General features: G+C 64.7%; 26 protein-coding genes. 13 read left to right on the forward strand and 13 right to left on the reverse strand.

What is annotated here, in order from left to right:
• Positions 1–28 precede the first annotated feature (28 nt).
• Positions 29–1045, forward strand: a complete 1017-nt coding sequence (locus tag ABIA90_RS43690; RefSeq protein ID WP_256461640.1) for a helix-turn-helix transcriptional regulator — start codon at positions 29–31, stop codon at positions 1043–1045.
• Between the two features lie 265 nt (positions 1046–1310).
• Positions 1311–1706 carry a group II truncated hemoglobin gene (locus tag ABIA90_RS43695; protein ID WP_354118936.1) on the forward strand — a complete coding sequence of 132 codons (396 nt, stop codon included), beginning with the start codon at positions 1311–1313 and terminating at the stop codon, positions 1704–1706.
• Between the two features lie 67 nt (positions 1707–1773).
• Here the strand turns inward: ABIA90_RS43695 and ABIA90_RS43700 are convergent, their stop codons facing one another.
• From ABIA90_RS43700 to ABIA90_RS43715, 4 genes are all read right to left on the reverse strand, one after another.
• Complete coding sequence (locus ABIA90_RS43700; protein ID WP_354118937.1) at positions 1774–2034, reverse strand: hypothetical protein; 261 nt, start codon at positions 2032–2034, stop codon at positions 1774–1776.
• Positions 1985–3718 carry a YbaL family putative K(+) efflux transporter gene (gene ybaL, locus ABIA90_RS43705; protein WP_354118938.1) on the reverse strand — a complete coding sequence of 578 codons (1734 nt, stop codon included), beginning with the start codon at positions 3716–3718 and terminating at the stop codon, positions 1985–1987. The genes ABIA90_RS43700 and ybaL overlap by 50 nt, the downstream gene beginning before the upstream one ends.
• Before the next feature lie 85 nt (positions 3719–3803).
• On the reverse strand, positions 3804–4136 hold the full coding sequence (locus tag ABIA90_RS43710; RefSeq protein WP_014491274.1) for a PRC-barrel domain-containing protein: 333 nt from the start codon (positions 4134–4136) through the stop codon (positions 3804–3806).
• A 68-nt stretch (positions 4137–4204) separates the two neighbouring features.
• A complete protein-coding gene (locus tag ABIA90_RS43715) occupies positions 4205–4990 on the reverse strand; it encodes an IclR family transcriptional regulator domain-containing protein (protein ID WP_354118939.1) in 786 nt (261 codons plus the stop codon).
• 111 nt (positions 4991–5101) lie between these two features.
• Here ABIA90_RS43715 and ABIA90_RS43720 point away from each other — a divergent pair, with 111 nt between their 5' ends.
• Both ABIA90_RS43720 and ABIA90_RS43725 read left to right on the forward strand, forming a co-directional pair.
• Positions 5102–6460, forward strand: a complete 1359-nt coding sequence (locus tag ABIA90_RS43720) for an aromatic ring-hydroxylating dioxygenase subunit alpha (protein WP_354118940.1) — start codon at positions 5102–5104, stop codon at positions 6458–6460.
• 163 nt (positions 6461–6623) lie between these two features.
• Complete coding sequence (locus tag ABIA90_RS43725; protein WP_354118941.1) at positions 6624–8060, forward strand: glutamine synthetase family protein; 1437 nt, start codon at positions 6624–6626, stop codon at positions 8058–8060.
• Between the two features lie 312 nt (positions 8061–8372).
• Here the strand turns inward: ABIA90_RS43725 and ABIA90_RS43730 are convergent, their stop codons facing one another.
• From ABIA90_RS43730 to ABIA90_RS43770, 9 genes are all read right to left on the reverse strand, one after another.
• Positions 8373–10664, reverse strand: a complete 2292-nt coding sequence (locus tag ABIA90_RS43730) for a TonB-dependent siderophore receptor (RefSeq protein ID WP_354118942.1) — start codon at positions 10662–10664, stop codon at positions 8373–8375.
• A gap of 110 nt (positions 10665–10774) precedes the next feature.
• A complete protein-coding gene (locus ABIA90_RS43735; protein ID WP_502916637.1) occupies positions 10775–11656 on the reverse strand; it encodes an AraC family transcriptional regulator in 882 nt (293 codons plus the stop codon).
• Positions 11657–11799: 143 nt separating this feature from the next.
• Positions 11800–12528 carry an ABC transporter ATP-binding protein gene (locus ABIA90_RS43740; protein WP_354118944.1) on the reverse strand — a complete coding sequence of 243 codons (729 nt, stop codon included), beginning with the start codon at positions 12526–12528 and terminating at the stop codon, positions 11800–11802.
• A complete protein-coding gene (locus ABIA90_RS43745) occupies positions 12521–13288 on the reverse strand; it encodes an ABC transporter ATP-binding protein (protein WP_063979902.1) in 768 nt (255 codons plus the stop codon). Before ABIA90_RS43745 ends, ABIA90_RS43740 begins: the two co-directional genes overlap by 8 nt.
• A complete protein-coding gene (locus tag ABIA90_RS43750; RefSeq protein ID WP_071909117.1) occupies positions 13281–14225 on the reverse strand; it encodes a branched-chain amino acid ABC transporter permease in 945 nt (314 codons plus the stop codon). The genes ABIA90_RS43745 and ABIA90_RS43750 overlap by 8 nt, the downstream gene beginning before the upstream one ends.
• Positions 14222–15139, reverse strand: a complete 918-nt coding sequence (locus ABIA90_RS43755; RefSeq protein ID WP_354118945.1) for a branched-chain amino acid ABC transporter permease — start codon at positions 15137–15139, stop codon at positions 14222–14224. The genes ABIA90_RS43750 and ABIA90_RS43755 overlap by 4 nt, the downstream gene beginning before the upstream one ends.
• Positions 15140–15435: 296 nt before the next feature.
• Complete coding sequence (locus ABIA90_RS43760; protein WP_008540920.1) at positions 15436–15654, reverse strand: hypothetical protein; 219 nt, start codon at positions 15652–15654, stop codon at positions 15436–15438.
• Between the two features lies 1 nt (position 15655).
• Positions 15656–16315, reverse strand: a complete 660-nt coding sequence (locus ABIA90_RS43765) for an acyl-homoserine-lactone synthase (RefSeq protein ID WP_071909116.1) — start codon at positions 16313–16315, stop codon at positions 15656–15658.
• Positions 16316–16398: 83 nt separating this feature from the next.
• Entirely contained in the window at positions 16399–17136 is a 738-nt protein-coding gene (locus ABIA90_RS43770) for a helix-turn-helix transcriptional regulator (protein ID WP_063979905.1), read from the reverse strand.
• 165 nt (positions 17137–17301) lie between these two features.
• On the opposite strand from ABIA90_RS43770, the gene ABIA90_RS43775 reads away from it, so the two are divergent.
• From ABIA90_RS43775 to ABIA90_RS43815, 9 genes are all read left to right on the forward strand, one after another.
• On the forward strand, positions 17302–17478 hold the full coding sequence (locus ABIA90_RS43775) for a hypothetical protein (RefSeq protein WP_014491261.1): 177 nt from the start codon (positions 17302–17304) through the stop codon (positions 17476–17478).
• Between the two features lie 252 nt (positions 17479–17730).
• The gene (locus ABIA90_RS43780; RefSeq protein ID WP_135215216.1) at positions 17731–18669 is read left to right on the forward strand and encodes a LysR family transcriptional regulator; all 939 of its coding nucleotides are present in this window, start codon (positions 17731–17733) and stop codon (positions 18667–18669) included.
• A 144-nt stretch (positions 18670–18813) separates the two neighbouring features.
• Positions 18814–19692, forward strand: coding sequence for a shikimate dehydrogenase (locus ABIA90_RS43785; RefSeq protein ID WP_354118946.1), 879 nt, complete (start codon positions 18814–18816; stop codon positions 19690–19692).
• 58 nt (positions 19693–19750) lie between these two features.
• Positions 19751–20881, forward strand: coding sequence for an ABC transporter substrate-binding protein (locus ABIA90_RS43790; RefSeq protein WP_354118947.1), 1131 nt, complete (start codon positions 19751–19753; stop codon positions 20879–20881).
• Positions 20882–21118: 237 nt separating this feature from the next.
• Positions 21119–21994 carry a branched-chain amino acid ABC transporter permease gene (locus tag ABIA90_RS43795; protein WP_063979909.1) on the forward strand — a complete coding sequence of 292 codons (876 nt, stop codon included), beginning with the start codon at positions 21119–21121 and terminating at the stop codon, positions 21992–21994.
• On the forward strand, positions 21991–22989 hold the full coding sequence (locus tag ABIA90_RS43800; protein ID WP_354118948.1) for a branched-chain amino acid ABC transporter permease: 999 nt from the start codon (positions 21991–21993) through the stop codon (positions 22987–22989). Before ABIA90_RS43795 ends, ABIA90_RS43800 begins: the two co-directional genes overlap by 4 nt.
• Entirely contained in the window at positions 22986–23729 is a 744-nt protein-coding gene (locus tag ABIA90_RS43805; RefSeq protein ID WP_354118949.1) for an ABC transporter ATP-binding protein, read from the forward strand. The genes ABIA90_RS43800 and ABIA90_RS43805 overlap by 4 nt, the downstream gene beginning before the upstream one ends.
• 9 nt (positions 23730–23738) lie before the next feature.
• Positions 23739–24476, forward strand: a complete 738-nt coding sequence (locus ABIA90_RS43810) for an ABC transporter ATP-binding protein (RefSeq protein ID WP_208067631.1) — start codon at positions 23739–23741, stop codon at positions 24474–24476.
• Positions 24473–26344, forward strand: coding sequence for a bifunctional sugar phosphate isomerase/epimerase/4-hydroxyphenylpyruvate dioxygenase family protein (locus ABIA90_RS43815; RefSeq protein ID WP_354118950.1), 1872 nt, complete (start codon positions 24473–24475; stop codon positions 26342–26344). Before ABIA90_RS43810 ends, ABIA90_RS43815 begins: the two co-directional genes overlap by 4 nt.
• The last annotated feature ends 74 nt before the right edge of the window (positions 26345–26418 follow it).

Genomic DNA, 26418 nt, shown 5'->3' on the forward strand with positions numbered 1-26418 from the left:
GGACTTCTCCCCCGGATTTAGAATTATAATTCATAGAAAGACACCGCAGCGGCTTGCTGTCAATGCTGGCAGGCATTATGTTTCATTAAAACGCGCCGCAGGGCATCAACTAAAGAAGGCCCATGATCTGCAGTCCATGACCGACAGTCCCGACGCCGAATCCCGATTTCTCGAACAGCTCGGCCAGCGCGTGCGCACCATGCGCGCGCTGCGCGGCATGTCGCGCAAGGTGCTCGCCAAGGTATCGGGAATTTCGGAGCGCTACATTGCGCAGCTCGAGAGCGGCAAGGGCAACGTCTCCATCGTGTTGCTGCGCCGCGTCTCCGATGCGATGGGCGCGCATCTGGAAGATCTGCTTCCCTCGGCCGATCCGACGCCGGACTGGCAGATGTTTCGCGATCTCCTGCGCAAGGCGACGCCGGCGCAGATCGCTCAGGCCAAGGACGTTCTCGCCGGCGGCAGCGCGTCGGCGCCGCGGCGCGCACCGTTCTGCGGAATTGCGCTGATCGGCCTGCGCGGCGCCGGCAAATCCACGCTTGGGCGGATGCTGGCGAAGAAGGTCGGCTGGAGTTTTGTGGAGCTCAACAAGGAGGTCGAGCAGCAGAACGGGCTCTCGGTCGCCGAGATCATCGCGCTCTACGGCCAGGAAGGCTTTCGCCGCATGGAGCAGGCGGCGCTGCAACAGCTGCTCGCGCGCAACGAGCTGATGGTGCTGGCGACCGGCGGCGGCATCGTGTCGGAGCCGTTGACCTTCGACCAGATTCTGTCGTCGTTCTACACGATCTGGCTGAAGGCCGAGCCCGAGGAGCACATGGCCCGCGTGCGCCGCCAGGGCGACCTGCGCCCGATGGCGGACGACCGCTCCGCAATGGCCGAGCTGCGCAACATCCTGCTGAGCCGCGAACCGCTTTATTCGCGCGCGACGGCTGTGGTCGATACGGCGGGGCTGTCGGTCGATGCAGCGGCTGCACGGCTGATCGACGCGGTGCGGCCGGTGCTGCAGAACGAAGCGCGCAGCTTTGGGCTGCGCAGCGTGGCGTTGTAGGGCAATCCGCGCGCCGACCTCCGCTGCGTTCCCTCCCCCCTTGCGGGGGAGGGTTAGGGAGAGGGGTCCACACGGGGACTCCATCGATCGCGCAACGCGCTTCTTCTTCGCGACAACCAACACCATTTCCTGGGCGACCCCTCTCCCCTGCCCTCCCCCGCAAGGGGGGAGGGAGCAGAGCTGAGCGCGCAGCTAAGCCATGCGTCCCCTTTCCGTTTCGCAAAGGGAGACGATATGAAGAGCCTTGCACCAGACAGGACTCACGATGACCTCCAGCGACGTCACCACCTCCATGTTCGAGCGGATCGGCGGCAGCGGCACGATCGACCTTCTGGTCGACCGCTTCTACGAGCGCATGGACGCGCTGCCGGAGGCGAAAATAATCCGCGCGATGCACGCGGATGACCTCGGACTGATCAGGGACGTGCTGAAGCGCTACCTCACCGAATGGACCGGCGGCCCAAAACTCTATTCCGTCGAGAAAGGCCATCCGCGGCTGCGGCAGCGGCACATCGGCTTTGCCATCGGCGACGCCGAGCGCGATGCGTGGCTGCTCTGCATGCGCGGCGCGCTGGAGGAGATGGTCACGGACGCCGCCGCGCGGCAAGACCTCGACAAGGCGATATCGGGCCTTGCCGACTGGATGCGCAATCGGCAGTAGTGACACAGAACGCGAGGCGGGGACGAGGTGGGTTACGCCAGCGGACTGCGCTTCGCGCAGCTGCAGCCTAACCCACCCTACGCATCCCGGCCCTGTCATTGCACGCGTCAAACACCGAGCGATCCAGCGCCTCGGCCACAAAGCCCGCCACATAGATCAACGCCAGGATCGCCGCGGAGATCGCGACCGTCTCCCCATGCGCGAGCCCCCACCGCAACAACCGCTGCAACAATGTCGGCGGCGGAAAGCGGTAGGTCCGGCCCTGCGGCGTGATCAGGTCAAACGATCGAACCGACCGCGAGCGCACGGGGATCTTGCTGGGCAGCATCCGGATTTCTCCTCTCCAGCTCCTCTATCATGCCGCGCGCGATCTCCCGCTCGCCCATGATGACGACATCCGCCCCCAGCCCCTTCAAATGATCGACCTCGGCATCCGCATGCGCTCGCGCGATGATGCGGATGTCCGGATTGGCCGCGCGCGCCTGCTGCACGATCTGCCCCGCCTCGAACGCCTCGGGGATCGCGATGACGAGATGCCGCGCCCGTGACGGATTGGTGGCACGGAGAATTTCGGGCTGCGCGGCATTGCCCATGACGGTCTCGATGCCGCCCTGCTTCAGCTTCGCCAGCGCACTCTCGCCGACCTCGGCGACAAGGAACGGCAATTGCCGCTGCTTCAGGGCATCGCCGACGAGCGCGCCGACGCGGCCATAGCCGATCACGATCGTATGGTCGGTCAGGTCCGTGGTGCGGATCGGTTCGGGCACGGCGGCCGCGGCCTGCGGTGAATCCCGGCGCGGGTCGAGACGCGGCGCGAGCCAGGTGGCGGCCGCGAACATCAGCGGGTTGAGCATGATGGAGAGGATCGCGCCGGCCATGATCAGGTCGCGACCGTCGCTGGGCAGAATCTGCGAGGCGACGCCGAGCTCGGCCAGGATGAACGAGAACTCGCCGATCTGCGACAGGCTCGCCGAGATCGTCAGCGCGGTCGCGACCGGATGCCGAAACAGCACCACGATCATGAACGCCGCGAGTGATTTGCCGAGCATGATGATCGCCAGCGTCGCCAACAGCGGCCAGGGCTCGCGGACCACGCTCATCGGATCGAACATCATGCCGACCGAGACGAAGAACAGCACTGCGAAGGCATCGCGCAGCGGCAGCGATTCCTGCGCGGCGCGCGCGCTGAGCGGCGATTCCCGCAGCATCATGCCGGCGAAGAACGCGCCCAGCGCCAGCGAGACGTCGAACAGCTTCGTCGCCCCGAACGCGATGCACAGCGCGATCGCAAGCACGCCAAGACGGAACAATTCGCGCGAGCCGGTATGCGCGATGTAGTGCAGGATCCAGGGGATCACCCGGCGCCCCACCACCAGCATCAGCCCGATGAACACGATGATCTTGGCCAGGGTCAGCATCACGATGCCGGCAAGCCCGAAGCCGGCCTGCGCGGCCAGCGGCTCGAAGGCCGGCTTGTCGCCGCCGCCCTGAAGGCTTGCGATCGCCGGGAACAGCACCAGCACGAGCACCATCGCGAGGTCCTCGACGATGAGCCAGCCGACCGCGATGCGGCCGCGATCAGTCTCCATCAGGCGCCGCTCCTGCAGCGCGCGAAGCAGGACCACAGTGCTCGCGACCGACAACGCCAGTCCGAACACGAGTCCCGCACCGACGCTCCAGCCCATCAGCCATGAAAGGCCGAGCCCCATCAGTGTGGCGACCGCAATCTGTACGACGGCGCCCGGAACGGCGATGTGCCGGACGCTCAGCAGATCCTGGAGCGAAAAATGCAGGCCGACGCCGAACATCAGCAAGATAATGCCGAGTTCGGCGAGCTCGGTCGCAAGTGCCTGGTCGGCGACGAAGCCTGGCGTGAACGGGCCGACGGCAACGCCGGCAAGCAGGTAGCCGACAAGCGGCGGAATGCGGAACCGCTGCGCTATAGTTCCAAGTACGAAAGCTAGTCCAAGTCCGACGACGATGGTGGCGATGAGAGGTGTGTCATGCGGCATTTTTGCCTTTTGACACAGCGCGCGCGCCGGCGCACCGCGACCAAGTGAGGCGGCTCAGCGCGCGACGCCTGCGGCAATCGCGCCGTCAGATCGACCAATAATTTGGGTGCGCGTAGGGTCGCGAACGATCGCCCCAGTCGAATTCGTCGCCGTCGAACTCGCACGGTCCGCTGGCGAGTTCGTCCTGCGTCACTTCGACACGAAAAGCCTGCCGCGCGGGATCGTATTTCAGCGCGCCCCACTGCACCGGATAATGGTGGTGCGTGCCGAGCAGCCCGCCAGTCCTGATCACGGCGTAGGCGACCGTGCCGGTCACCTTGTCGAGCATCAGCCGCTCGATCGAGCCGAGCTTCGCGCCGTCGCGCCCGTAGACGCAGACGTGCTCCACGCGATCACTGGGAACCATGGTGTGTTTCATGGCGTCCTCCCTGTTGTCTTGCGTGACGAGATTATAAGCCCGCGGACGCGCGGCGCCAACGATCGTTGCTAGAACAGCTGCGACCGCACGGACTCCGCGCCTTCGCGGAGCAGCGGGAGCAACCGGTCGATCAGCTCCCCTGCCGGCACGCGGTCGACATGGGCGCCCATGTTGATCGCGGCGACGATCACGCCGTCGTAGCGGCGCACCGGAACCGAGATCGAGCGGAAATGCGGCTCTGCCTCGCGATCGACCAGCGAATAGCCCTGGTCGCGATCGGCTGTGATGCTGGCCAGCAGCGCCTTGGGATCGGTCACCGTCTGCGGCGTCAACATCTCGCGCTTCATTGCCTTCAGGCGTGCGGCAAGCGCTGCGTCATCGAACTGCCCGAGCATGGCACGGCCGACCGAGGTGCAGAACGCCGGCAACCGGTAGCCGATCTCGAGCCCACCCGAAAACATCCGCGCCGGGCTGCTGCGCGCGACAAACACGACGTCGTCGCCGTCGAGCACCGCGAGCGAGGAGATTTCCTGCGCTGCCGTGGCGACGCGATCGAGCACCGGCTGAAGCACGGCGACGAGCTGGCTGGAGCGCAGGTAGGACGCCGCGAGCGTCAGCACGTGCGGCGTCAGCGAGAACAGCTTGCCGTCGCCGGCGACGAAGCCGCCGCGCTGGAGCGTGAACAGCATGCGCCGTGCGGTGGCGCGCGGCAGCTCTGCGGCCCGGGCGAGATCGCTCAGCGTCATCGGACCGGTGGTCGTGCCGAAACATTGCAGCAGGCGCAGGCCGCGATCGAGGCTCTCGACGAAATCCGTCGACCGCTCGTCGTTTTCGCTGCGCTTCAGCTTGGGCATAGGTCCGGGAACATCCTGCAAAATATTGCTTGCCGCCGGACCAAGGCATGGCATAATTCGCCCATTCGTTCAATAGGCGAACAAACGCCTCTCCGATAAAGGACGCCCGCCATGATGAGCCAGGAGCAGAACGACCTGATCACCCGTACCGGTCCGAAGGACCCCTGCGGCAAGCTGATGCGGAGCTATTGGCAGCCGGCGGCGCTGGTCGACGAGCTGGAGGGCGCGCGCCCGATCCGCCCCGTCAAACTGCTCGGCGAGAACCTGGTGCTGTTCCGCGACGAAATCGGACGCTACGGCCTGATCGATCGTCACTGCGCCCATCGCGGCGCCGACCTCGCCTTCGGACGTCTCGAACATGGCGGCCTGCGCTGCGCCTTCCATGGCTGGCTGTTCGACGCCACCGGCCAGTGCATCGAGACGCCGGCCGAGCCGAAGGACTCAAAACTCTGCCAGAACATTCGCCAGCGTTCCTATCCCGTGGTCGAGAAGAGCGGCATCCTCTGGGCTTATCTCGGCGAGGGTGAGCCGCCGGCCTTTCCGGAGCTCGACTGCTTTGTCGCGCCCGGCACGCACACTTTTGCGTTCAAGGGCCACATGGCCTGCAACTGGCTTCAGGCACTGGAGGTCGGCATCGATCCCGCGCACGCCTCCTATCTGCACCGCTTCTTCGAGGACGAGGATACGTCGACGGCTTACGGCAAGCAGTTCCGCGGCGCGTCCGCCGGCAGTGACCTGCCGATGACAAAGATCCTGCGCGAGTACGACCGGCCGATCATCAATGTCGAGCACACCGAATATGGCCTGCGGCTGATCGCGCTGCGCGAGATCGACGAGGAGCGCACCCATGTGCGCGTCACCAACCAGCTCTTCCCGCACGGCTTCGTCATCCCCATGAGCACGGAAATGACGATCACGCAGTGGCACGTGCCGGTCGACGACGAGAACTGCTACTGGTACGCGATCTTCACCAGCTACACCAACCAGGTCGACAAGCAGAAGATGCGCGACCAGCGGCTCGAGCTCTATGAGCTGCCCGACTACAAATCGCGCAAGAACCGCGGCAACGATTACGGCTTCGATCCGCACGAGCAGGCGACCGCGACCTACACCGGCATGGGCACCGACATCAACGTGCACGACCAATGGGCGGTGGAATCGATGGGCGCGATCCAGGACCGCACCAAGGAGCATCTCGGCTCGAGCGACAAGGCGATCGTGCAGTACCGCCGCCTGCTGCGGGCTGAGATCGAGAAGGTCGGCGGCGGCGAGAAGCCGATGCTGTTCCTGGACGAGAGCAGGGCGCGCAGCATCCAGGGACCGGCCACCATGGACGGCATCGGGCCGACCCAGGGTTGGGAGCTCTACTGGATGGAGGTCGACGTCAAGCGCCGCCGCGGCGCACCTTGGGCCGCGCCGGTGCCGAAGGAGATCGCGGACAACGTGCACCGGCTGACGGCCGCGGAGTGATAATGCCGTCAATCAGCGGCGGGCGCCACATATTCCACTGTCATGCCCCGCGAAGGCGGGGCATCCAGTACGCCGCGGCCTCTCGTGGACACGTCGCCGTCTCTGGAATACTGGATCGCCCGCCTTCGCGGGCGATGACAGCACGGACTGAAGGAGCAACCGAGTGACTTTCGTCGCGCGTCATGCGCTGTGGTCGGATGAACAGAGGGACGCCGCAGCGCGCCTGCGCCGCATCGTCGAGGAAAAGAACCTCGAGGTCATCCGCCTCGCCTTCCCGGACCAGCACGGCATTTTGCGCGGCAAGACCATCATCGCCGCCGAGGCGATCGCCTCGCTGGAGAGCGGCTGCTCCATCACCACGACCATGCTCGCCAAGGATACCTCGCACCGCACGGTGTTTCCGGTGTTCACGTCAGGCGGCGGATTCGGCATGAAGGAGATGGAGGGCGCGGCCGACGTGTTGATGGTCGCCGACCCAACCACGTTCCGCGTGCTGCCATGGGCGCCTGCGACGGGCTGGGTGCTCTGCGATCTCTATTTTGGCGACGGCCGTCCCGTGCCGTTCGCGACCCGCGGCCTCTATCGCAAGGTGCTCGATGATCTCAGCGGCCGCGGCCACGATTTCGTCGCCGGCCTCGAGGTTGAATTCCACATCTTCAAGCTCGACGATGCGCATATGCGGCCCGAGGATGCCGGCCAGCCCGGCACGCCTCCGTCGGTGAGCCTGCTCAGCCACGGCTATCAATACCTCACCGAGCAGCGCTTCGATCAGATGGAGCCGGTGCTGGAGATCCTGCGCCGCGATATCGTCGCGCTCGGACTGCCCTTGCGCTCGGTCGAGGTCGAGTTCGGGCCGAGCCAGTGCGAATTCACCTTCGCGCCGAGGAAGGGGCTGGAGCCCGCCGACAACATGGTGCTGTTCCGCTCCGCCGTGAAGCAGATCGCGCGCCGCCACGGCTATCACGCCACCTTCATGTGCCGGCCGAAACTGCCGAACGTGTTCGCGAGCGGCTGGCACTTGCATCAGTCGATCGTCTCGCGCGCGTCTGGCGAAAATCAGTTCATGGCGAAAGACGGCAGCGAGCCGCTCAGCGCGTTCGGCCGGGCGTACCTTGCCGGCCTGCTCGACCATGCCCGCGCCTCGACCGTGTTCACCACCCCGACCATCAACGGCTACAAGCGCTACCGCTCCTATTCGCTGGCGCCGGACCGGGCGATCTGGGGCCGCGACAATCGCGGCGTGATGATCCGCGTGCTCGGCGGCGCCAATGATGCCGCAACGCGCCTGGAGAACCGCATCGGCGAGCCCGCCGCCAATCCCTATCTCTACATGGCCTCGCAAATTTTGTCGGGCCTCGACGGCGTCGACCGCAAGCTCGACCCCGGCCCGTCCGCCGACACGCCCTACGAGACCAAGGCGCCGGCGTTGCCGAAGAGCTTGCGCGATGCGGTCGCCGCGCTGAAGGACGATCCGTTCTTCCGCGAGAAGTTCGGGCCTGAGTTCGTCGACTACTACACCCACATCAAGAATGCCGAGATCGACCGCTTCCTGTCAGAGGTGACCGACTGGGAGCACCGCGAATATTTCGAGGTGTTTTGACGGAGATACGTCTCACGCCCGCGTGAGGCGACTTCGTCCGGCCTGTTCCGACGACATCACGGCGCTCGCCGACGAAGCCATTTTCCCTGTCCCTCGAAAACGGCCGGAAAGACTGGGGGCCTAATATCGCGCGTGTGATCAACAGTGGAGTTCGATCATGTGGGTTCAATTGTTCAGCCTGATCTACCGCCTGTCCTGCCGGACCACCCTGGTTGAAATCGGCACCCACCACCTGGCGCGTTAGTCGCCGGCGCCAGCGATTTGGGTAAGACATATTGACCGGATAACCGGGGTTCTCATGGGGAAGCTGGTTCACCAGCGATAGCCGAGAGTTGCGATGACGGTCAGCGGCGCGCCGCGGTAGCAGTAACCGACCTGGCACGTGGTGTAGTGCAGGTTGAACAGGTTCTTGGCATTGACCTGGAACTGGAGGCCCTTCAGCTCCTTCGCCGCCTGACCAAAATCATATTTCAGCGCCGCGTCGATCAGAGTTACCGAGCTGTTCTTGAACGTGTTCGCATCATCGCCATAGCTCCAGGACATGTAACGCGCGCCGCCACCGACGCTCAATCCTGCAAACGGTCCGGCCAGCGGCAGGGCATAGTTCGCCCACAGCGTCGCGGTATGCGGGGGATTACCCGAGGGAAACTTGCCGATCAGCGAGTCGTCCGCGGCCTGCTTGGTCACCATGTCGAGATAGGTGTACGACGAGGTGATGTCGAAACCACCGCCCAGGCTTGCAAGCGCCTGCACTTCGAAGCCGCGGCTTTGAATCTCGCCACGCTGGACCGTCACGCCCGTCCCCGTCGTGACCAGGCCGCCGTCCTGGGTCAAATCGAACACCGCCGCGGTAATGAAGCTCCTCGTGCCCTGCGGCTGGTACTTCACACCGACTTCAGTCTGCTTGCCGGTGGTCGGCTTGAAGAAGGCGCCCGACGGATCGACGCCGAGATTGGGAAAGAACGAGGTCGAATAGGCGACGTAAGGCGCAACGCCGGAATCGAACACATAGGTCAGCCCGGCTCGCCCGCTATAGGCCTGATCGGACTGCGTCTGCCGGGTCAGCGCAAACAGATCCTCACCCGTGGTGCTGACCCAGTCGCTGCGGCCGCTCAATGTCAGGATCCAGTGATCGAGCCTGGCCTGGTCCTGAACATACACGCCGGACTGGGTTTGCCGCTGGGCTGTCGAGGACGAGATCGCGGGATCGGGAATGGATTCCGGCGCGTAGACCGGCGCGGCCAGGTTGAGATCGGAGACGCCGAAGCCGAATCCCTGCTTGTCGTTGAACTTCGACGAGGTGTAGTCGGTGCCGATCAGGAGTGTGTGCTGCACGGGCCCGGTCGATAGCCTGGCCTCGACCTGGTTGTCCATGATGGCAGATTGCAGCGTGTCGTGGACGTAGCCGGTGTAGCGCGAGACGACATTGCCCACGGGAGCGCCGAGAAAGCCGACATAGCGGGTGACCGCATCGACATCGACGTAACGGAATTTCTGGCGGACGGTCACGGCGTTGTTGAACGCATGCTCGAACAGATAGCCCACGCGTCCCTGCTCCTGGTCGAGCGAATTGTAGGACGGACTGCCCGTGAAGATGTCCGTGGTGGTGCCGGTGCCCGTGGAATAGGTGAACATGGACCCGGGCGTCTTGGATTTCTGATAGGAGCCGAGAATCGTGAGGGTCGTCGACTGATCCGGCTTCCAGGTGACGGCGGGCGCGATGTAGGTCCTGTTATCCTTGCCGCCGGGCACGAACACGTTCGCGTCACGCATCACGCCGGTCAGCCGATACGAAAATTGACCGTTGGCATCGACCGGACCCGACAGGTCGAAATTGCCCTGAATGCGATCGCGGTCGCCGAACACCGTCTGTACCTCGTGAAACGGCTGGCTGGTCGGCAGCTTGCTCGAGAGGTCGATGAGTCCGCCGGGCGAGCCGAGGCCATAGAGCGCCGAGCTCGGCCCACGGACCACCGTGATGCTGTCGACCCCATAAGGCTCGGTCTTGAACACGCTGAGACCGGCTCCGACGAGCCGCAAGCCGTCGAGATAAACGCCGTTATAAGTGATGTCGAAGCCGCGGATTGCGATCGCGTCGAAACGCGGATCGTAGCCGGAGGCATCGATGCGGACGCCAGGTTCATAGCCAACCGCCTCCGTCAGCGTCTGGACGGCGCGGTCGTTGAGTTCCTTGCGCGTCACGACCGAGATCGACTGCGGTGTCTCGAGCAACGGCGTGTTGGTCTTGGTACCCGCCGAACTGCTGTCTGCAACATAGCTGCTCTCGCTCGACGCGTTGGCGCGACCGGCACCGGCCTCGCGCACGCCCGAATTTCCGGCTGGCGCGGGCCGGGCATTGCGTTGCGTCGCGACGCGGCCGCGCGACGACTGCGAAGCTCGCTGGGCGGGCTGGGTGCGCGGACGCGCCTGGATCGGTGCCTCCACCGTGACGGGAGGCAATGTCGCCGCGGTCGACGTCGAATTGGTCCCGGAGGTCTGTGCGACCGACGGCGTTGCGTGCAGGACTATTCCCAGCCCGGCCGCTCCCAGACCAGTTCTCGCCATCCGTTCCCAGCCGAGCGTCCACCCGTCGTTGCGCGTCATTGTCTTCCCCGAGTTCCGTGTTCGAACAACCCGGGAGTAACCAGATCGAGGCGCACACCGCCTTTGCGCGCGCGCAAATCACCTTTGATCGCACGTGGAGGCGTTCAAGTTCACTGACAGCGGCTCGGCGAATAGCCGAAGTGCCTGCGGAATGCCGTCGCGAAATTGGCCGGATGGGCATAGCCGACCCGAAAGGCCGCCTCGGTGACCGACAACCGTTGATGAATCAGAAGGTCACGTGCGGCATCGAGTCGGCGGGCCCGCAAATAGTCGATCGCGCTCTCGCCATACGCCATCTGGAATTTCTGGTTGAAGGACCGGCGGCTCAGCCCCGCATTCCGCGCCAGTTCGTCGATGCTCCAGGGATAAGCGAGATCGGCATCCATTCGCGCCTTGACCGATTGCAACCGCACCCGCTGGAGGTCGGCTGCAGGATCGGGCGCGATCCCGCGCTCGCCGAACAAGGCGTGGACCACGATCTCGGCGGCATGCGCCGACAGCAGCAATTGCGTCGCGTTTCCGGCCACCGGTGGCGAGAACATTTCTGCCGCGAGGGCCTGCACACGCGGAGACGCCGTGAGAGAGACGATGGCCGTGCCCAACGCGTCGGTCTTGAACAGCGCCCGAACCTCGTCGCCGAGTCCAAGCCCGTCGATGGAGGCTTGGGGAAGCGCCAGGCCGATCGCAGGACCTTCGCCGCAGCGAACCGAGCCTCCTACGGCGACGGATTCGCGCACGGCAATCGCCGTCATCTGCCCTGCACCGGTTGTGCGCGTCAGAATGCCGCGGCCTGCGCCTTCATCGAGCGCAACGGAGATGAACAAGCCCGGCCCTACGATCGCTGGCCGATCGGGATCGGCGCGAAACTCACCTCTGATGAACACACAGCCCGGGAAATCCAGCCACTGAGGCGCTGTCGAAGCGCCTCGCTGTGCGGAGCCGATGATGTCGTCGTCAGGCCGTCCGGCAATTTGATTGTAAAAGTCCTGCATCGAATCCGCTACGCCGCGACATTGGCGGCTGGCGGCGGCGCACTCAAGACCTCTGCGTACAGTTTGGAGAGCTTCGAAACTGACGTCCTCGACGAGGTTCTGCGCGCGCGGCGATCTGCACGGCAGTCAGATCCAGGAGCGCGTCAGATGCCCAGATATTTGTGCTGGAGATCCGGCTCGGCCATCAGCGCGGCGGACGTGCCGCTCCACACCGTCTTGCCGCGCTCGATGATGTAGTGGCGATCGCAGATGCGGGCGAGGTGGTCGACGTTTTTGTCGACGACCAGGATCGACTGTCCCCGGCTCTTCAGCAGCGACAGGCAGTTCCAGATTTCTTCGCGGATCAGCGGGGCGAGGCCCTCGGTCGCTTCGTCCAGGATCAGCAGCTTCGGGTTGGTCATCAGCGCGCGGCCGATCGCGAGCATCTGCTGCTCGCCGCCGGAGAGCTGGTTGCCCATGTTGGAAGCACGCTCGGCGAGGCGCGGAAACATCACGTAGATGGCGGCGAGCGTCCACGGATTGCTGCTGCCGAAGCGATCGGCCGCGGCCGCGACGAGATTTTCGCGCACGGTGAGATTCGGGAATATCTGGCGCCCCTCGGGAACGAGGCCAACGCCGAGTTTTGCAATTCTGTAGGATGGAAGCTGCCGCACTTCTGCGCCGGCGAAGCGGATCGTTCCGGCGCGCGCCGGTGTCAGGCCCATGATGGAGCGGATGGTGGTGGTCTTGCCCATGCCGTTGCGGCCCATCAGCGAGACCATCTCGCCCGGCTTGATCGATAGCGACAGGCCGAACAGCACCTGGGATAGGCCGTAGCAGGTCTCGATGCCGTCGACGTCGAGCAGCGTGTCAGCCATCGCCTTTTCAGACATGGTGCGTCACCACATGCTGGTCGCCGAGATAGGCGCGCTTGACGTCCTCATTGGCCCGGATCGCGGCCGGATCGCCCGAGGCGATGACGCGGCCATAGACCAGCACCGAGATGCGGTCGGCCAGCGCGAACACCGCCGGCATATCGTGCTCGACCAGCACGATCGAGACTTCCTTCCGCAGCTCCTGGAGCAGTTGCACCATGCGCTGGGATTCGGTGACGCCAAGACCCGCCATCGGCTCGTCCAGCAGCAGCAGCTTCGGCTTGCTCGCGAGCGCGACCGCGAGTTCGATCTGGCGGCGCTCGCCATGGCTGAGCCTGGACACCAGGACATCGGCGCGATGGCCGAGCCCGACGCGGTCGAGCGCGGCATGGGCGGCATCGCGCAGGCCCTTCTCCTTGCGCGCATTGGCGAAGAAGCGGAACGAGTGGCCTGCATGCGCCTGCGCCGCCAGCGCGACATTGTCGGCGGCGGTGAAGTCGAGCAGCAGCGAGGTGATCTGGAACGAACGGGCGAGCCCCAGCGCGCAGCGGCGATAGGCCGGCAGATAGGTGATATCGCGGCCGCCGAGCGAGACGCTGCCGGAATGCGGTTCGAGGTGCCCTGTGAGCTGACTAATCAGCGTGGTCTTGCCGGCACCGTTCGGGCCGATGATGGCGTGCAGCTCGCCGCTAGCTACGTCGAGCGAGACGTTGTCCGTCGCAACGATGCCGCCGAAGCGGCGCACCAGTTTTTCGACGCGGAGCAGCGGTTCAGCCACGATTGAGCCTCCCGAGCAGGCCCATGATGCCACCGCGGCCGAACAGCACGATCAGCAGCAAGAGCGGGCCCATGATCAGCGCCCAGTATTCGGTGATCTGCGACAGGAATTCTTCCAGCAGCAAAAACACCACCGCGCCCATCACCGGGCCGAACAGCGTGCCCATGCCCCCCAGGATCACCATCACCATGAGGTCGCCGGAGCGGGTCCAGTACATCACGGCCGGGCTGATGAAATCGGTGTTGTTGGCGAGCAGTGCGCCGGCAAGGCCGCACATCATGCCTGAGATGACGAAGCAGACGAGCTGGTAGCGTTTTGCCGGAAAGCCGATCGCCTGCATGCGCTGCTCGTTGGAGCGCAGGCCCTGCAAGACGAGGCCGAAGCGCGAATTGGCGATGCGCCAGATCAGGACGATCACGGCGAACAGGCAGGCGAGGCAGAGATAATAGAACTGCGTGCGGTTCGACAGGTTGATCAGGCCGGAGAAGTCGCTGCGCTTGTAGACGGTGAGACCGTCATCGCCGCCGTAACGCGCGAGGCCCGAGGCGACGTAATAGGCCATCTGCGCAAACGCCAGCGTGATCATGATGAAGTAGACGCCACGCGTGCGAAGCGAGAGCGCGCCGATCACCAGTGCATAGATCGCGGAAGCTGCGAGCGCGACCGGGAACTGGATGAAGCCGGAGCCGACGCCTTCCTGCGCGAGCATGCCGACCGCGTAGCCGCCGATGCCGAGATAGGCGGCGTGGCCGAAGCTCATCATGCCGCCGAAACCCATGATGAGGTTGAGGCTCGCGGCCGCCAGCGCCAGGATGACGATGCGGGTGAACAGCGTTAGGATGAAGATGTTGCCGGACAGCTGCGAATAGAGCGGCAGCAGCACAAGGCCCGCCAGCATCAGGGCCGTGACGGCCTTGCTCACAGTGAAAGCCTTCATCGACGGTTGGCCGGAAACAGCCCCTCCGGGCGCACCACCAGCACGATCGCCATCAGCAGATAGATCAGCATGGACGACAGAGCGGGCGCGGCGGTGGAGGCGGCGGCTCCGCTCAGCACCTGCCGCAACAGGTTGGGCAGGAAAGCGCGGCCGAGCGTGTCGATCATGCCGACGAAGATCGCGGCGAGGAACGCGCCGCGGATCGAGCCGATGCCGCCGATCACGATGATGACGAAGGCGAGGATCAGGATGTTCTCGCCCATGCCGATCTGCACGGTGAGGATCGGCGCCTGCATCAGGCCGGCGAGGCCGGCGAGCGCGGCGCCCAGGCCGAACACCAGCGTGTAGAGCAGCTTGATGTTGATGCCGAGCGCGCCGATCATCTCGCGGTTGGAGGCGCCGGCGCGGATCAGCATGCCGATGCGGGTGCGCATCACGCCGAGATAGAGCAGCAGCGCGACCAGCAGCGCCACCACGATGATGGCGAGACGATAAGCGGGATAGTGGATGCCGGGCAGGATCGGCACCGGCACCGTGAGCCAGCCCGGCAGCGGCAGCGCAAGCCCGGCCGGCCCCCAGATCAGCCGCACGGCTTCATTGAAAAACAGGATCAGGCCGAAGGTCGCGAGCACGTGGTCGAGATGGTCGCGCCCGTAGAGATGCCGCAGCGCCGACATCTCCAGCACGATGCCGAGCACCAGAGTCGCGCCGAGCGCCAGCAGCGCACCGAGCAGGAAGCTGCCGGTCCAGGCCGCAAAGGTCGCGGCGAAATAGGCGCCCATCATGTAGAGCGAGCCGTGCGCGAGGTTGACGAGATCCATGATCCCGAACACCAGCGTCAGGCCGGCGGCGAGCAGGAACAGGAGCAGGCCGAACTGCAATCCGTTCAAGAACTGTTCGACGACGAGCAGCATCAAAACTCTTTCAGGCGCACGCGGTGTCGCGCCGATGTTCGAACTCGGTCGCCATCAGTGAAAGAGCTCCCCCTGCCTCTTCAAGGCGGAAAAATGGGTAATGGCAGTATCGTTCCGAGGCAAGAGCGATTCAACACCAGACATGCACTTTGTTGCATGCCGGTGCATGCGATCGAAATTGGCCTTGCAAGAAGGCTGCCGCACAGGATGGGTCAACCTGCCGCACCCAAACGATCGCCCTCCCCCAGGCATGCCTGGGAGAGGGCGCGAAGGTCGACGGAAGTCGGAGAAGGCGTCTAGTGCGACGTCATCTGCCGGGGGAGATCATCCGGCTCGGCCAGCACGCTGTTGGCCGTCGAGGCTTCCAGCGCCGCCATCCGGAACAGATAGGCGAGCGTTGCCAATCCGGTGTCTTCCGCCATCTGCGCCAGCTCGAGCGCCATGTCGGACATGTAGCCGAGATTCTCGTCCTTGGTCTGCGCCATGATCTGGCTGTCCCGCATCATGTTCGACATTTCAGGCGCTCTTTCGTTGCGCGGCAGCAAGGCCGCAGAGGTTGGCACGGGCGACGGCGTCCAGACGCGGGCCGTCCTGTTGTACGATCGAATCCATGCCGATGCGATCATGCAGGGCATCGAGGGTCTCGCGGCGAATGTCGATGGTCGCCGCCATGGTCCAGGCGTTCTCCACCAGCTCGGGCAGACCAAGCGGCGTCACGACGAAGCCGGCCTCATGGAAGCGCGGCAGCCACCAGGTCTCCATGATCGCGCTGACCTGCGCGATTCCCTGATCGAGGCAGAACTCCTGCACCGCTGCCATCAGTTGCAGGTTGAGAGTGCCGTCGCGGCGATCGCGCACGACAAAGTAGCGCGACCATTCCCAGACCAGCGGATTCGCAGGGCAGCCGCGAACCGATGCCAGATGCGGGAAGACCTCGCTCATCATCGAGGGTTTGGTGGTGGGGTAGAGCCGGTGACCGCCGACGACGCGCCGGCCTTCCAGCGCGAGCAGATAGACGGTGTCCTCGTCGTCGTAGGAATCGACCTCGCGGCAATCAGGCCGGCGCAGCGTCTCCCAGTGCCGCTCCTCGACGAAGATGTCGTGGCGTAGTCGGAAGTGCTGCTCGAGTACGTCTTCGTAAAGGTGGCGATTGACCGAAGAAATTGCGTGAATCATGAAAACCCCCATTCAGCCGGAATGAGGGGCAGCCTCTGCGAAAAGAGGCAGGTTCGATATTGGGAAATTTCCCAGTACGTCGCTTAGGGATTGATGAGCTTGTTGCGAATCGCCAGTGCAACCGCATGCGTACGGTTGACGGCGCCGAGCTTGCGCGCGGCGGTTGCAAGATGCTCTTCTGCGGTGCGCTGCGTGATGTGCAGGATCTCGCCGATCTCCCAGGCCGACTTGCCCTGCGAGGCCCAGGCGATCACCTCGCGCTCGCGCGGGGTGAGACGCGTCGACAGATGCGGCGCCGGATCCAGCAGGCGGCGAATATGGTCGAAGCCATACATTGCCATCAGGTGCAGTGCCGGCTTGCTGCGGGGATTGAGGTCGAGATGGACGCCGCCGAGCGACACCGCCGCCTCGTAGCCGGTGAGCCCGTGGATCGGCACGATGAAGCCGCGCGACATGCGAAAATCGCCGGCGCGGTTCATCACCTCGGCCGCGCTCGGCTCGAGCTCGGCATCATAGGGCGCTTCCGACCACTCGAACGGATTGACCGATTGCCGGCACAGCCGCACCACGGGGTCGACTCGGTCGTAATTGTTCTGGGTGTAGAGATTGAACCATCCTGCCGGCCAGCGCTTGGCGAGCACCATCTGCGCGAACCGCTGATCGGGATTCGGCAACCCCGTCACGATGATAGTCTCGAAGCCGAAGCGACCGAACGCCGCCTCAAGCGCATTCATGGCGTCCGGTACCTTGCGATAGGTCCCCAGGCCTTCGATGAAGTCGAGCGCTTCCCGGCCATAATCTACGGCGTCTACGGCGGACATCGGTGCGTTTCCTGAGCCTCGCCGTCGGTATAGCACGTATTTGGGAGCTGCCTCAATTCGCTGCTTCCGTAGTTTACCGGCCCTCGTCTGCACCCGAGATTTAATCTACTTGTGGAGGAAGTGACGTCAAGTTACACCTATGGCGTCTGAAGCGGGAAAATCACGATGGAAGACGAGGACATCGCCCTCAACAGCGTGCTCGGCCTGGAACTCAACCGCGTGTTTTTCGCCGTCCGCGAAACGGCAAACAAGCAGAAGATCATCGAGTACGCGCGCGAAGTGCTGCAGCGCGAACGCGCGGAGCGGCCCGGCAGCGCGTCGCCCGAGAGCCCGGCGAGCTAGAACACAGTTACAGGTGAGGCGTACGTTCTGCGCGAGCGGCGCCCTTCCATTCGAACGCGCCGATTTTAGCCGAAACATTCTGACTGCGAAGTTAATCAGAAATTGTTGCCGGTGAGCGAGCTGCGCTCTTACCTCCCCTGGAGGGGGAGGGTGAAGCGCCGCCCGCTCCGTCCACATCACACTTGCCGCTGGATGACATCACGGCTCTCGTGAGATGATCGCCACCACGATCCTCTTTGGGATGCCCACGACATGATGACGCTGCGCCAGGTTGAAGTGATCCGTGCCGTGATGGTGACGGGTACCATCGGCGGCGCGGCGAAGCTGCTCAACGTGTCGGCGCCGGGGATCAGCCGGCTGGTCAAATACACCGAGCGCACGCTCGGCATCCGCTTCTTCCAGCGCCAGAACGGGCGCTATTTCCCGACGCCGGAAGCCGAGAACATCTTTGAGCAGATCAACGGCGTCTACAAGAAGGTCGACGACCTCTCCGAGCTCATCTCCAAGATCGGCCGCGGCGGTTTGTCGGAATTGCGCATCGGCTCGGTGCCGAGCATCTCCCAGGTGATGGTGCCGCGCGCGATCGAGCGCGTCCGGCGCCGCTACCCCGATCTCGGCATCGACATCAACATCCTCAAGCTCGAGGAGGCCATCGACTACCTCCTGCTCGGCCGCGGCGAATGTGTGGCGATGAGCTATCGGCTCGAGCATTCCGGGCTCGACTTCATGCCGCTCGCCTCGGGTGAGCTCTATTGCATCGTGCCGCCGGGTCACGAGCTTGCCGGCCGCAAGCAGGTCTCGGCGGCCGAGATCACCCGCTATCCGCTGATCGGCATCGATCCCAACGATCCCTACGGCCGGATCATGGCCGGGATCTTTGCGCGCCACCGGCTCGACTACAACATCACGATCCGCGCGCGCTTCGGCACCACGGTGTGTGCGCTGGTGAAGGCAGGGCTCGGCATCGCCATCATCGACCAGTTCACGGTGGCCCATGGCGGCTATCCGGGAATCGAGCTGTTGAAGATCACCGAGCCGACGCGGTTCGAGACCTATATCGCGGTGAAGCGCGGCGCGCCGCTGTCGCTCCATGTCGAGTATTTCATCGAGTCCCTGCGCGCCGAGATGCGCGCGGTGGAGCCGTCCCGCAGCGAGGGCAACACCGCCCCGGCACGCGCGCGGAAGAAATAACATTATGTTAGGTTTGCCCAATAAATGGGTAATTGTGTTAGGCACGGGAAAGGCTATCGTCGCAACTGGAAGCCCCCTTGGAATTGTGCGGATTTCCCCGCTAATGGCCAGGACCCAACGCTCCCAACGAGACGATAGCCAACCATGTCCAAGCGCGGATACGCCGCCAGCAAGAAGCTTCTCACCGGCCTGATCGGGGCGCCGATCGCGCATTCCGCCTCCCCTGCCATGCACGAGCGGGCCGCCGAGGCGCTTGGCCTGCGCGGTCACTACCAGCTCATCGAGGTCGCCGGCGCCGATGCGGCCGGGCTCCGCATGATGCTCGAGGGCGTACGGCGGCTCGGCTTTGCCGGCGTCAACGTGACTTACCCTTACAAGGAAGCGGTGGTCCCGCTTCTCGACGAACTGGCGCCGGGCGCGGCCGCCATGGGCGCGGTCAACACCGTCGTCGTCAAGGACGGCCGGCTGATCGGCCACAACACCGACACGACCGGGTTTGCGCGCGCGGTCGCGCCGCTGCTGGCACCGTCCGGAAATGCAGTCGCCGTGATCGGAACGGGCGGCGTCGGCAAGGCGATCGCCTTTGCGCTGGCGAGCCTGAAGGTCTCCGGCCTCCGCATCTTCGACAGCGAGACGGCGCGCGCCGAAAAGCTTGCTTCATTGCTTGCCAGGCACGGCGGCGCCACGGTGGCGAAAAGCGTCGAGGACGCGCTCGATGGCGCAACCGGCCTCGTCAACGGCACGCCGGTCGGCATGCTGCCGAACCGGGGCATGCCGGTCCCGGCGGCCTTGCTGCACGAGAAAATGTGGGTCGCGGACGCCGTCTATTCGCCGCTGATCACGCCGCTGCTGGCAGCGGCACAGGCCAAGGGCGCGCGGATCATGACCGGGCGGGAGCTTGCGATCTACCAGGCCGCCGACGCCTTCGAATTGTTCACCGGCCTTGCCCCATCGACCGAGGTCATGGGAGAGGCATTTGACGAGGTGATGGCGGCACGAAGCGCGGCCTACCACGCAGCGTAACCGAAGCGGCCGGACACAAGGCCGCGGACCACATCAACGAAAAATGGGAGGAGTGACCATGAAATCGACCCTACTGGCGGGCGCCTTGCTTGCCTTCGCGACTGCAACCAGCGTCCACGCGCAGGCGATCAAGCTCGCCGACGTCGCCGAGCTCTCGGGCGGCGGCGCCACCGTCGGCACCAACTGGAAGAACGGCATCGACCTCGCGATCGAAGAGATCAACGCCAAGGGCGGCGTGCTCGGCCGCAAGCTGGAGGTCAGCCACGCCGATTCGCAGTCCAACCCCGGCGTTGCCCGCGCCCAGGTACAGAAGGCGCTCGACGCCGAGCCCTATGTGCTGCTCGGGCCCGGCTATTCCGGCTCGGTCAAGGTGACCGCGCCGCTCGCGGCCGAAGCCGGCATCGCGCAGATCATGGGCGGCGAAGCCGCCGAATTGACGCAGGCCGGCAACAAGTTCCTGTTCCGCACCTCGTTCGGCCAGCAATCGTCGATGCCGAAGGTCGCAAAGTACATCCACGACGACATGAAGGCGAAGACGGTCGCGGTGGTCTGGGTCAACAACGACTTTGGCCGCGGCGGACGCGACGTCGTCGTGAAGGAACTCGACCGGCTCGGCTCCAAGGTCGTCGCCGATCTCTCGACCGAGGCAGGCCAGGCTGACTTCGCCGCCGACGTCGGCAAGATCAAGGCCGCCAATCCCGATGCCGTGTTCGTCTATCTCAACGAGGAAGAGAGCGCGCGCATCCTGAAAGAGCTGAAGCGCCAGGGCGTCACCGCGCCGCTGATGGGCGAGACCACGCTGATCGGCCAGAAGGTAATCGAGCTCGCCGGCGATGCCGCCAACGGTGCGCGCGGCCATGTCGGCCTCACCACGGACGCACCGGTCGACCTGATCAAGGCGTTCCGCGACAAGTTTTCCAAGAAGTACAATTACGTGCCCGACCATAACGGACTGAAGGGCTATCTCGCCGTCTACATGGTGAAGGCCACCACCGAGAAGATGGGCAAGGTCGACAGCAAGGCGTTCGCCGACACGCTGCATGGCCTGACCATCAAAGCCGCGGACGAGCCGGGCATCCTGATGGACGTCACCTTCAGCGAGACCGGCGACATCGACCGGCAGAGCTTTCTGGTCGAGGTGGTCGAAGGCAAGCAGGTGGTGAAGCAGGTGCTGCCCAAGGTGAAGTGAGGGACGTGATCTTTCACCTCTCCCCGCGCCCGTCCCGCCGAAGCTTCAGCGAAGGCGGATGCAGGGGCCTCTCTTCTCCCTCGCCCCGCTCTTCGCGGGGAGAGGGTTGGGGTGAGGGGTGCTTCTGCAAGGACGGTGAGAGATGGGCTCGCGGATAGAGCTCCTCACCCCGCCCTCTCCCCGTAAGAACGGGGCGAGGGAGACGACAGAGCTGGGCGAGGGACACGAGAGGGGAAAATGTCCAATCTGTTCGATCTTCTGGTCGCGGGACTAGCCACCGGTGCGATCTATGCGCTGGTCGCGGTCGGCTTCACGCTGCTGTGGCAGACCTCGCAGACCATCAACTTCGCGCAAGGCGAGTTCGTGATGCTGCCGGCGTTCCTGATGCTGGCGGCGATGCATGCCGGCGCGCCGTTCTGGCTCGCGATCATCCTCGGCATCCTGCTCTCGATGCTCCTGCTGGGCCTCGCCTTCAAGATGTTGCTGGTCGATCCGATGATGCGCCATGGCGTGCTGCCGCTGGCGATCGCGACGATGGCGCTCGCGATCGGCATCAAGGAGGCCGTGAAGCAGTTCTTCAGCGCGGAGGCCTCGCCCTTCCCCTCGATCGTGCCGACCGGTGATATCTCCATTCTCGGACATGCCGTCTCGCTGCAAAGCATCGGCGTCCTCGTCCTCGCCATTCTTGCCGTCTTCGGCCTGACGAGCCTTCTCAACCGCACCTCGCTCGGTCACCAGATGCAGGCGGCGGCGCAGAACCCGACGGTGGCGCGCATCATCGGCGTGCCGGTCGAGCGCATGATCCTGCTGACGTTCCTGATCAATGCCTTCCTGGTCGCGCTGGCGTCGCTTTTGATCACGCCGATCTACCTCGCAAAATTCTCCTCCGGCGAGGTGCTGGGCCAGGCCGCCTTCATCGCCGCGATCGTCGGCGGCTTCAACCAGGTGCGCGGCGCCATCGCCGGCGGCCTCCTGATCGGCGTGCTCGACAATCTCGCGGCCGCCTATGTCTCGACGCAGTACCGCGCCGCCGTGCCGATGATCTTCCTGATCGCCGTCATCCTGTTCCGGCCGCAGGGCTTGCTCGGCCGCGCCGAGGAGCGCACCGTATGAGCGGCTTCGCCAAACCGTTGAAGATCGCGCTCGGCCTCATCGTCATTGCCGGCCTGATCATCGTCCCCATGAATTTCAACCGCTACGGCCTGTTCATCCTGAGCCAGTGGGCGGTGATGAGCATCGCCGCGATGGGGCTCAATTTGACACTCGGCTATGCCGGCCAGGTCTCGCTGGCGCAAGGCGCCTTCGTCGGGATCGGCGCCTATGCGGCAGCGATCATGACGACCCATGGCTGGCCGCTGCCGGCGGCGATCGTGGTCGCGATTGCCTTGAGCTTCGCGGTCGGCTGGGTGCTCGGCTATCCCGCGCTGCGCGTGCAGCACCATTACCTCGCCTTCGTCACCCTCGCCTTCTCCACCCTCGCCTTCCTGGTGTTCCGCAACGAAAGCTGGCTCACCGGCGGCATCTACGGCATCTCCAACATTCCGCGGCCGCACATCTTCGGCATCGCGACCAGCAAGCCGCTACCGTTCTACTATGTCTGCCTCGGCTCGCTTGCGATCGTGTCGCTGGCGGTGTGGTGGCTGATCCGCTCGCCCTGGGGCCGCGCCTTCATGGCGTTGCGCGAAAATCCGCTGCGCGCGCAGTCGCTCGGCGTCGACACAAGGCGCTATACGCTGATGGCCTTTGCGATCGGCTCGGCGATCGGCGGCGTCGCCGGCGCGCTCTATGCGCCGCTGACGCAATACATCGATCCCGTGCCGTTCAACCTGTCGCTCTCGCTCGACCTCTTGATGATGGTGATCGTCGGCGGTGCCGGCTTCTATTTCGGCCCCTTCCTCGGCGCGATGATCGCGGTGCTGTTGCCGGAATGGCTGCGCTTCACGGAAGGGTATTATCTGATGCTCTACGCGGTCGCGGTGATGCTGCTGTTGATCTGGTCGCCGACCGGCATTCTGGGAATTCTCGATCGCTATCTCGCCGAGCGCCGCACCAAGGCGGCCTCCGCGCTGCGGGCCGTTGCAAAGTCCCGGCTGGAGACGGTGCAATGAGCGCGGTCCTGGAAGTCACCGGCATCAAGAAGAATTTCGGCGGCATCAGCGCGGTCGATGGCGTCTCATTCGACGTCCGCGAGGGCGAGATCCTCGGCCTGATCGGCCCGAACGGCTGCGGCAAGTCGACCCTGTTCAACTGCATTCTCGGCCAGCTCACACCATCAGGCGGCGAGGTCAAGCTCGACGGCAAGGTGGTCACGGGCCTGCGTCCTGCCGAGCTCAACAAGCTCGGGGTCAGCCGCACCTTCCAGCTCTTGCAGGTCTTCCCAAAGCTCTCGGTGCGCGAGAACCTGATCCTCGCGGGGCAGGAGCACCAGGGCAATATGGCCTCGCGCCTGATCGGCCGCTCCGATGCCGGGCTGACCGAGACCGCCAACCAGATGATCGGCTTCTTCAAGCTCGACCATCTCGCCGACGAGCCGGCCGGCGGGCTCTCCTATGGCCAGCAAAAACTGCTCGATGCCGCCATGGCCTTCATGGGCGGGCCGCGCCTCGTGCTGCTCGACGAGCCCGCCGGCGGGGTCAACCCGTCGATGCTGTCGGACCTGAAGGATCGCCTGGTCGCGATCAACCGCGAGAAGAACGCGACCTTCGTCGTGATCGAGCACAACATGGAATTCGTGATGTCGCTGTGCTCGCGCGTGATGGTGATGGCGGAGGGCAAGGTGCTGGCGATGGGGCGGCCGGACGAAGTGCGGAAAAATCCCGCCGTGATCGAAGCCTATCTCGGACATTAGGAAGCCATCATGAGCGACCCGATCCTCTCGGTTCACAATCTCGTCGGCGGCTACGGCAAGATGACGATCCTGAACGGCACCACCTTCGCCGTGCCGCAGGCCACCATCACCACCATCATCGGCCCCAACGGGGCCGGCAAGTCGACGGTGTTCAAGGCGATCTTCGGCCTGTTGAAGCTGCGCGAAGGCAAGATCAGCTTTGCCGGCCGTGACGTCACCAATTTGAGCCAGCGCGCGCTGCTCAATGCCGGCATCTGCTACGTGCCACAGGGCCGCAACATCTTTCCCGAACTGTCGGTGCGCCACAATATCGAGCTCGGCGGCGTCTCCGCCGGCAAGGGAATCGACCTGCCGGCACGGATCGAAGCTGCGCTCGACCTGTTTCCCGCGCTGCGCCGCAAGTCGGCGCAGCAGGCCTCCACGCTCTCAGGCGGCGAGCAGAAGCAGCTCGAGATCGCGCGCTCGCTGCTGCTCGAGCCAAAGCTCGTGCTGATCGATGAGCCCTCAATTGGCCTGTCGCCGCTGATGGTGCAGCAGACCTTCGACATCCTGAAAGGCTTGCGCGACCGCGGCGTCACCATCCTGATGATCGAGCAGAACGCGCGCTCGGCGCTGGAGATTTCCGACATCGGCATCGTGCTCGAACTCGGCCAGACCCGCATGGTCGACGGCGCGAAGCGCATTCTGAACGATCCGCGCATCGGCCAGCTCTTTCTCGGCGGCGCCATGGAGGACAACGCAGCATGAACAAGCGTTCGATCGCGACCGTCTCGCTCTCTGGCAGCCTGGACGAGAAGCTCCGCGCCATCGCATCAGCCGGGTTCGACTCGGTCGAGATTTTCGAGAACGATCTGCTGTCGTTCGGCGCAAGTCCGCGCGAGGTAGCGCAGCTGTGCAAGGATCTCAATCTCGAGATTTGCGCATTCCAGCCGTTCCGCGATTTCGAGGGCATGCCGGAGCCGCAGCGAACACGCAACTTCGCTCGCGCCGAGCGCAAGTTCGATCTCATGCAAGAGCTCGGCACCGACCTGCTGCTGATCTGCTCCAACGTCTCGCCCGCCTCGCTCGGCGGCATCGATCGCGCCGCCGACGATTTTCGCGAGCTCGGCGAACGCGCGGCCAAGCGCGGCTTGCGCGTCGGCTATGAGGCGCTGGCCTGGGGCCGCCATGTCAACGACTACCGCGACGCCTGGGAGATCGTGCGCCGCGCCGATCATCCCGCGATCGGCGTCATCCTCGACAGTTTTCACGCGCTCGCGCCCGGCTTTCCGGTACGCGCCATGGCCTCGATCCCCGGCGACAAGATCTTTCTAGTGCAGCTCGCGGATGCGCCGAAGCTCGAGCTCGACATCCTCTCATGGAGCCGGCACTTCCGCTCCTTCCCCGGCCAGGGCGACCTCCCGGTTGGTGAATTTATGCAGGCCATCGCGGCGACCGGCTATGCCGGGCCGCTGTCGCTCGAAATCTTCAACGACCAGTTCCGCGCCGGCTCGTCCGCGCAGACCGCGGTCGACGGCCTGCGTTCGCTGATCCTGCTGGAGGATCAGCTTGCACCGGATTGGCCGAAGCTTGTCAGCGAGCCACTGGCGCCGAAGGCCAGGAGCCATGGCACCGGCTTCATCGAGTTTGCCGTCAACGAGACCAAGGCGGTCGACCTCGCCCGCCTGCTCGCGCAGCTCGGCTTCCGCAAGACCGGCAAGCATCGCAGCAAGGCCGTGGAGCGCTGGTCGCAAGGCAAGGTCGAGCTCGTGATCAATTGCGAGACCGACGGCTTTGCGCATTCGCATTACGTCACGCACGGCCCCGGCGTCTGCGCGATTGCGCTCGACGTCGACAATGCCGGCCTTGCCATGCAGCGCGCCGAAGCGCTGAAGACGCGCACCTTCTACCAGCCGGTCGGGCCGGGCGAGCTGGAGATTCCCGCGATCCATGGCGTCGGCGGTAGCCTGCTCTATTTCCTCGACCAGGCCGGCAAGAACTGGGATACCGATTTCGAGCCGGTCGCAAGTGACGCGAACGCCGACGCCCTGCTCGCCGTCGATCACATCGCGCAGTCGATGCCCTATGACGAGATGCTGTCCTGGCTGCTGTTCTACACCGGCATCCTCGACCTGAAGCGGCTGCCGCAGATGGAAATCGCCGATCCGCGCGGCCTCGTGCAGAGCCAGGCTGTCGTCAACGCCGACCAGAGCCTGCGCTTCGTGCTCAACGGCTCATCCGCCAACCGCACCTTGCCGGCGCGGTTCATCTCGGAGTTCTTCGGCTCGGGCGTGCAGCACGTCGCGTTCTCCTGCCGGGACATTTTTGCGACGGTCGCCGCGATGCGCAAGCGTGGCGCGGATTTCCTGGATATCCCTGATAACTACTACGACGACATCGAAGCCAAATATGACCTCGCGCCCGACCTGATGGCGCAGCTGCGCGCCAACCACATCCTCTACGACCGTGAGGGCGACGGCGAGTTCTTCCAAGTCTACACCCACATCTTCGATGAGCGCTTCTTCTTCGAGATCGTGGAGCGACGGGATTATCAGGGATTTGGGGCAGCCAATGCCGGGATCAGGCTCGCGGCGCAGGCCCGCGAGGTAAGGCCTGCGAGCATGCCGCGGGTGTAGGTCTTCGCCTCTCCCGGCCTGCGGGGAGAGGCCGGAATTTGCGGCAGCAAATTCCGGGTGAGGGGGACTCTCCG

This window comes from Bradyrhizobium sp. LA6.8 (genome assembly GCF_040547935.1).
Classification (GTDB): Bacteria; Pseudomonadota; Alphaproteobacteria; order Rhizobiales; family Xanthobacteraceae; genus Bradyrhizobium; species Bradyrhizobium barranii.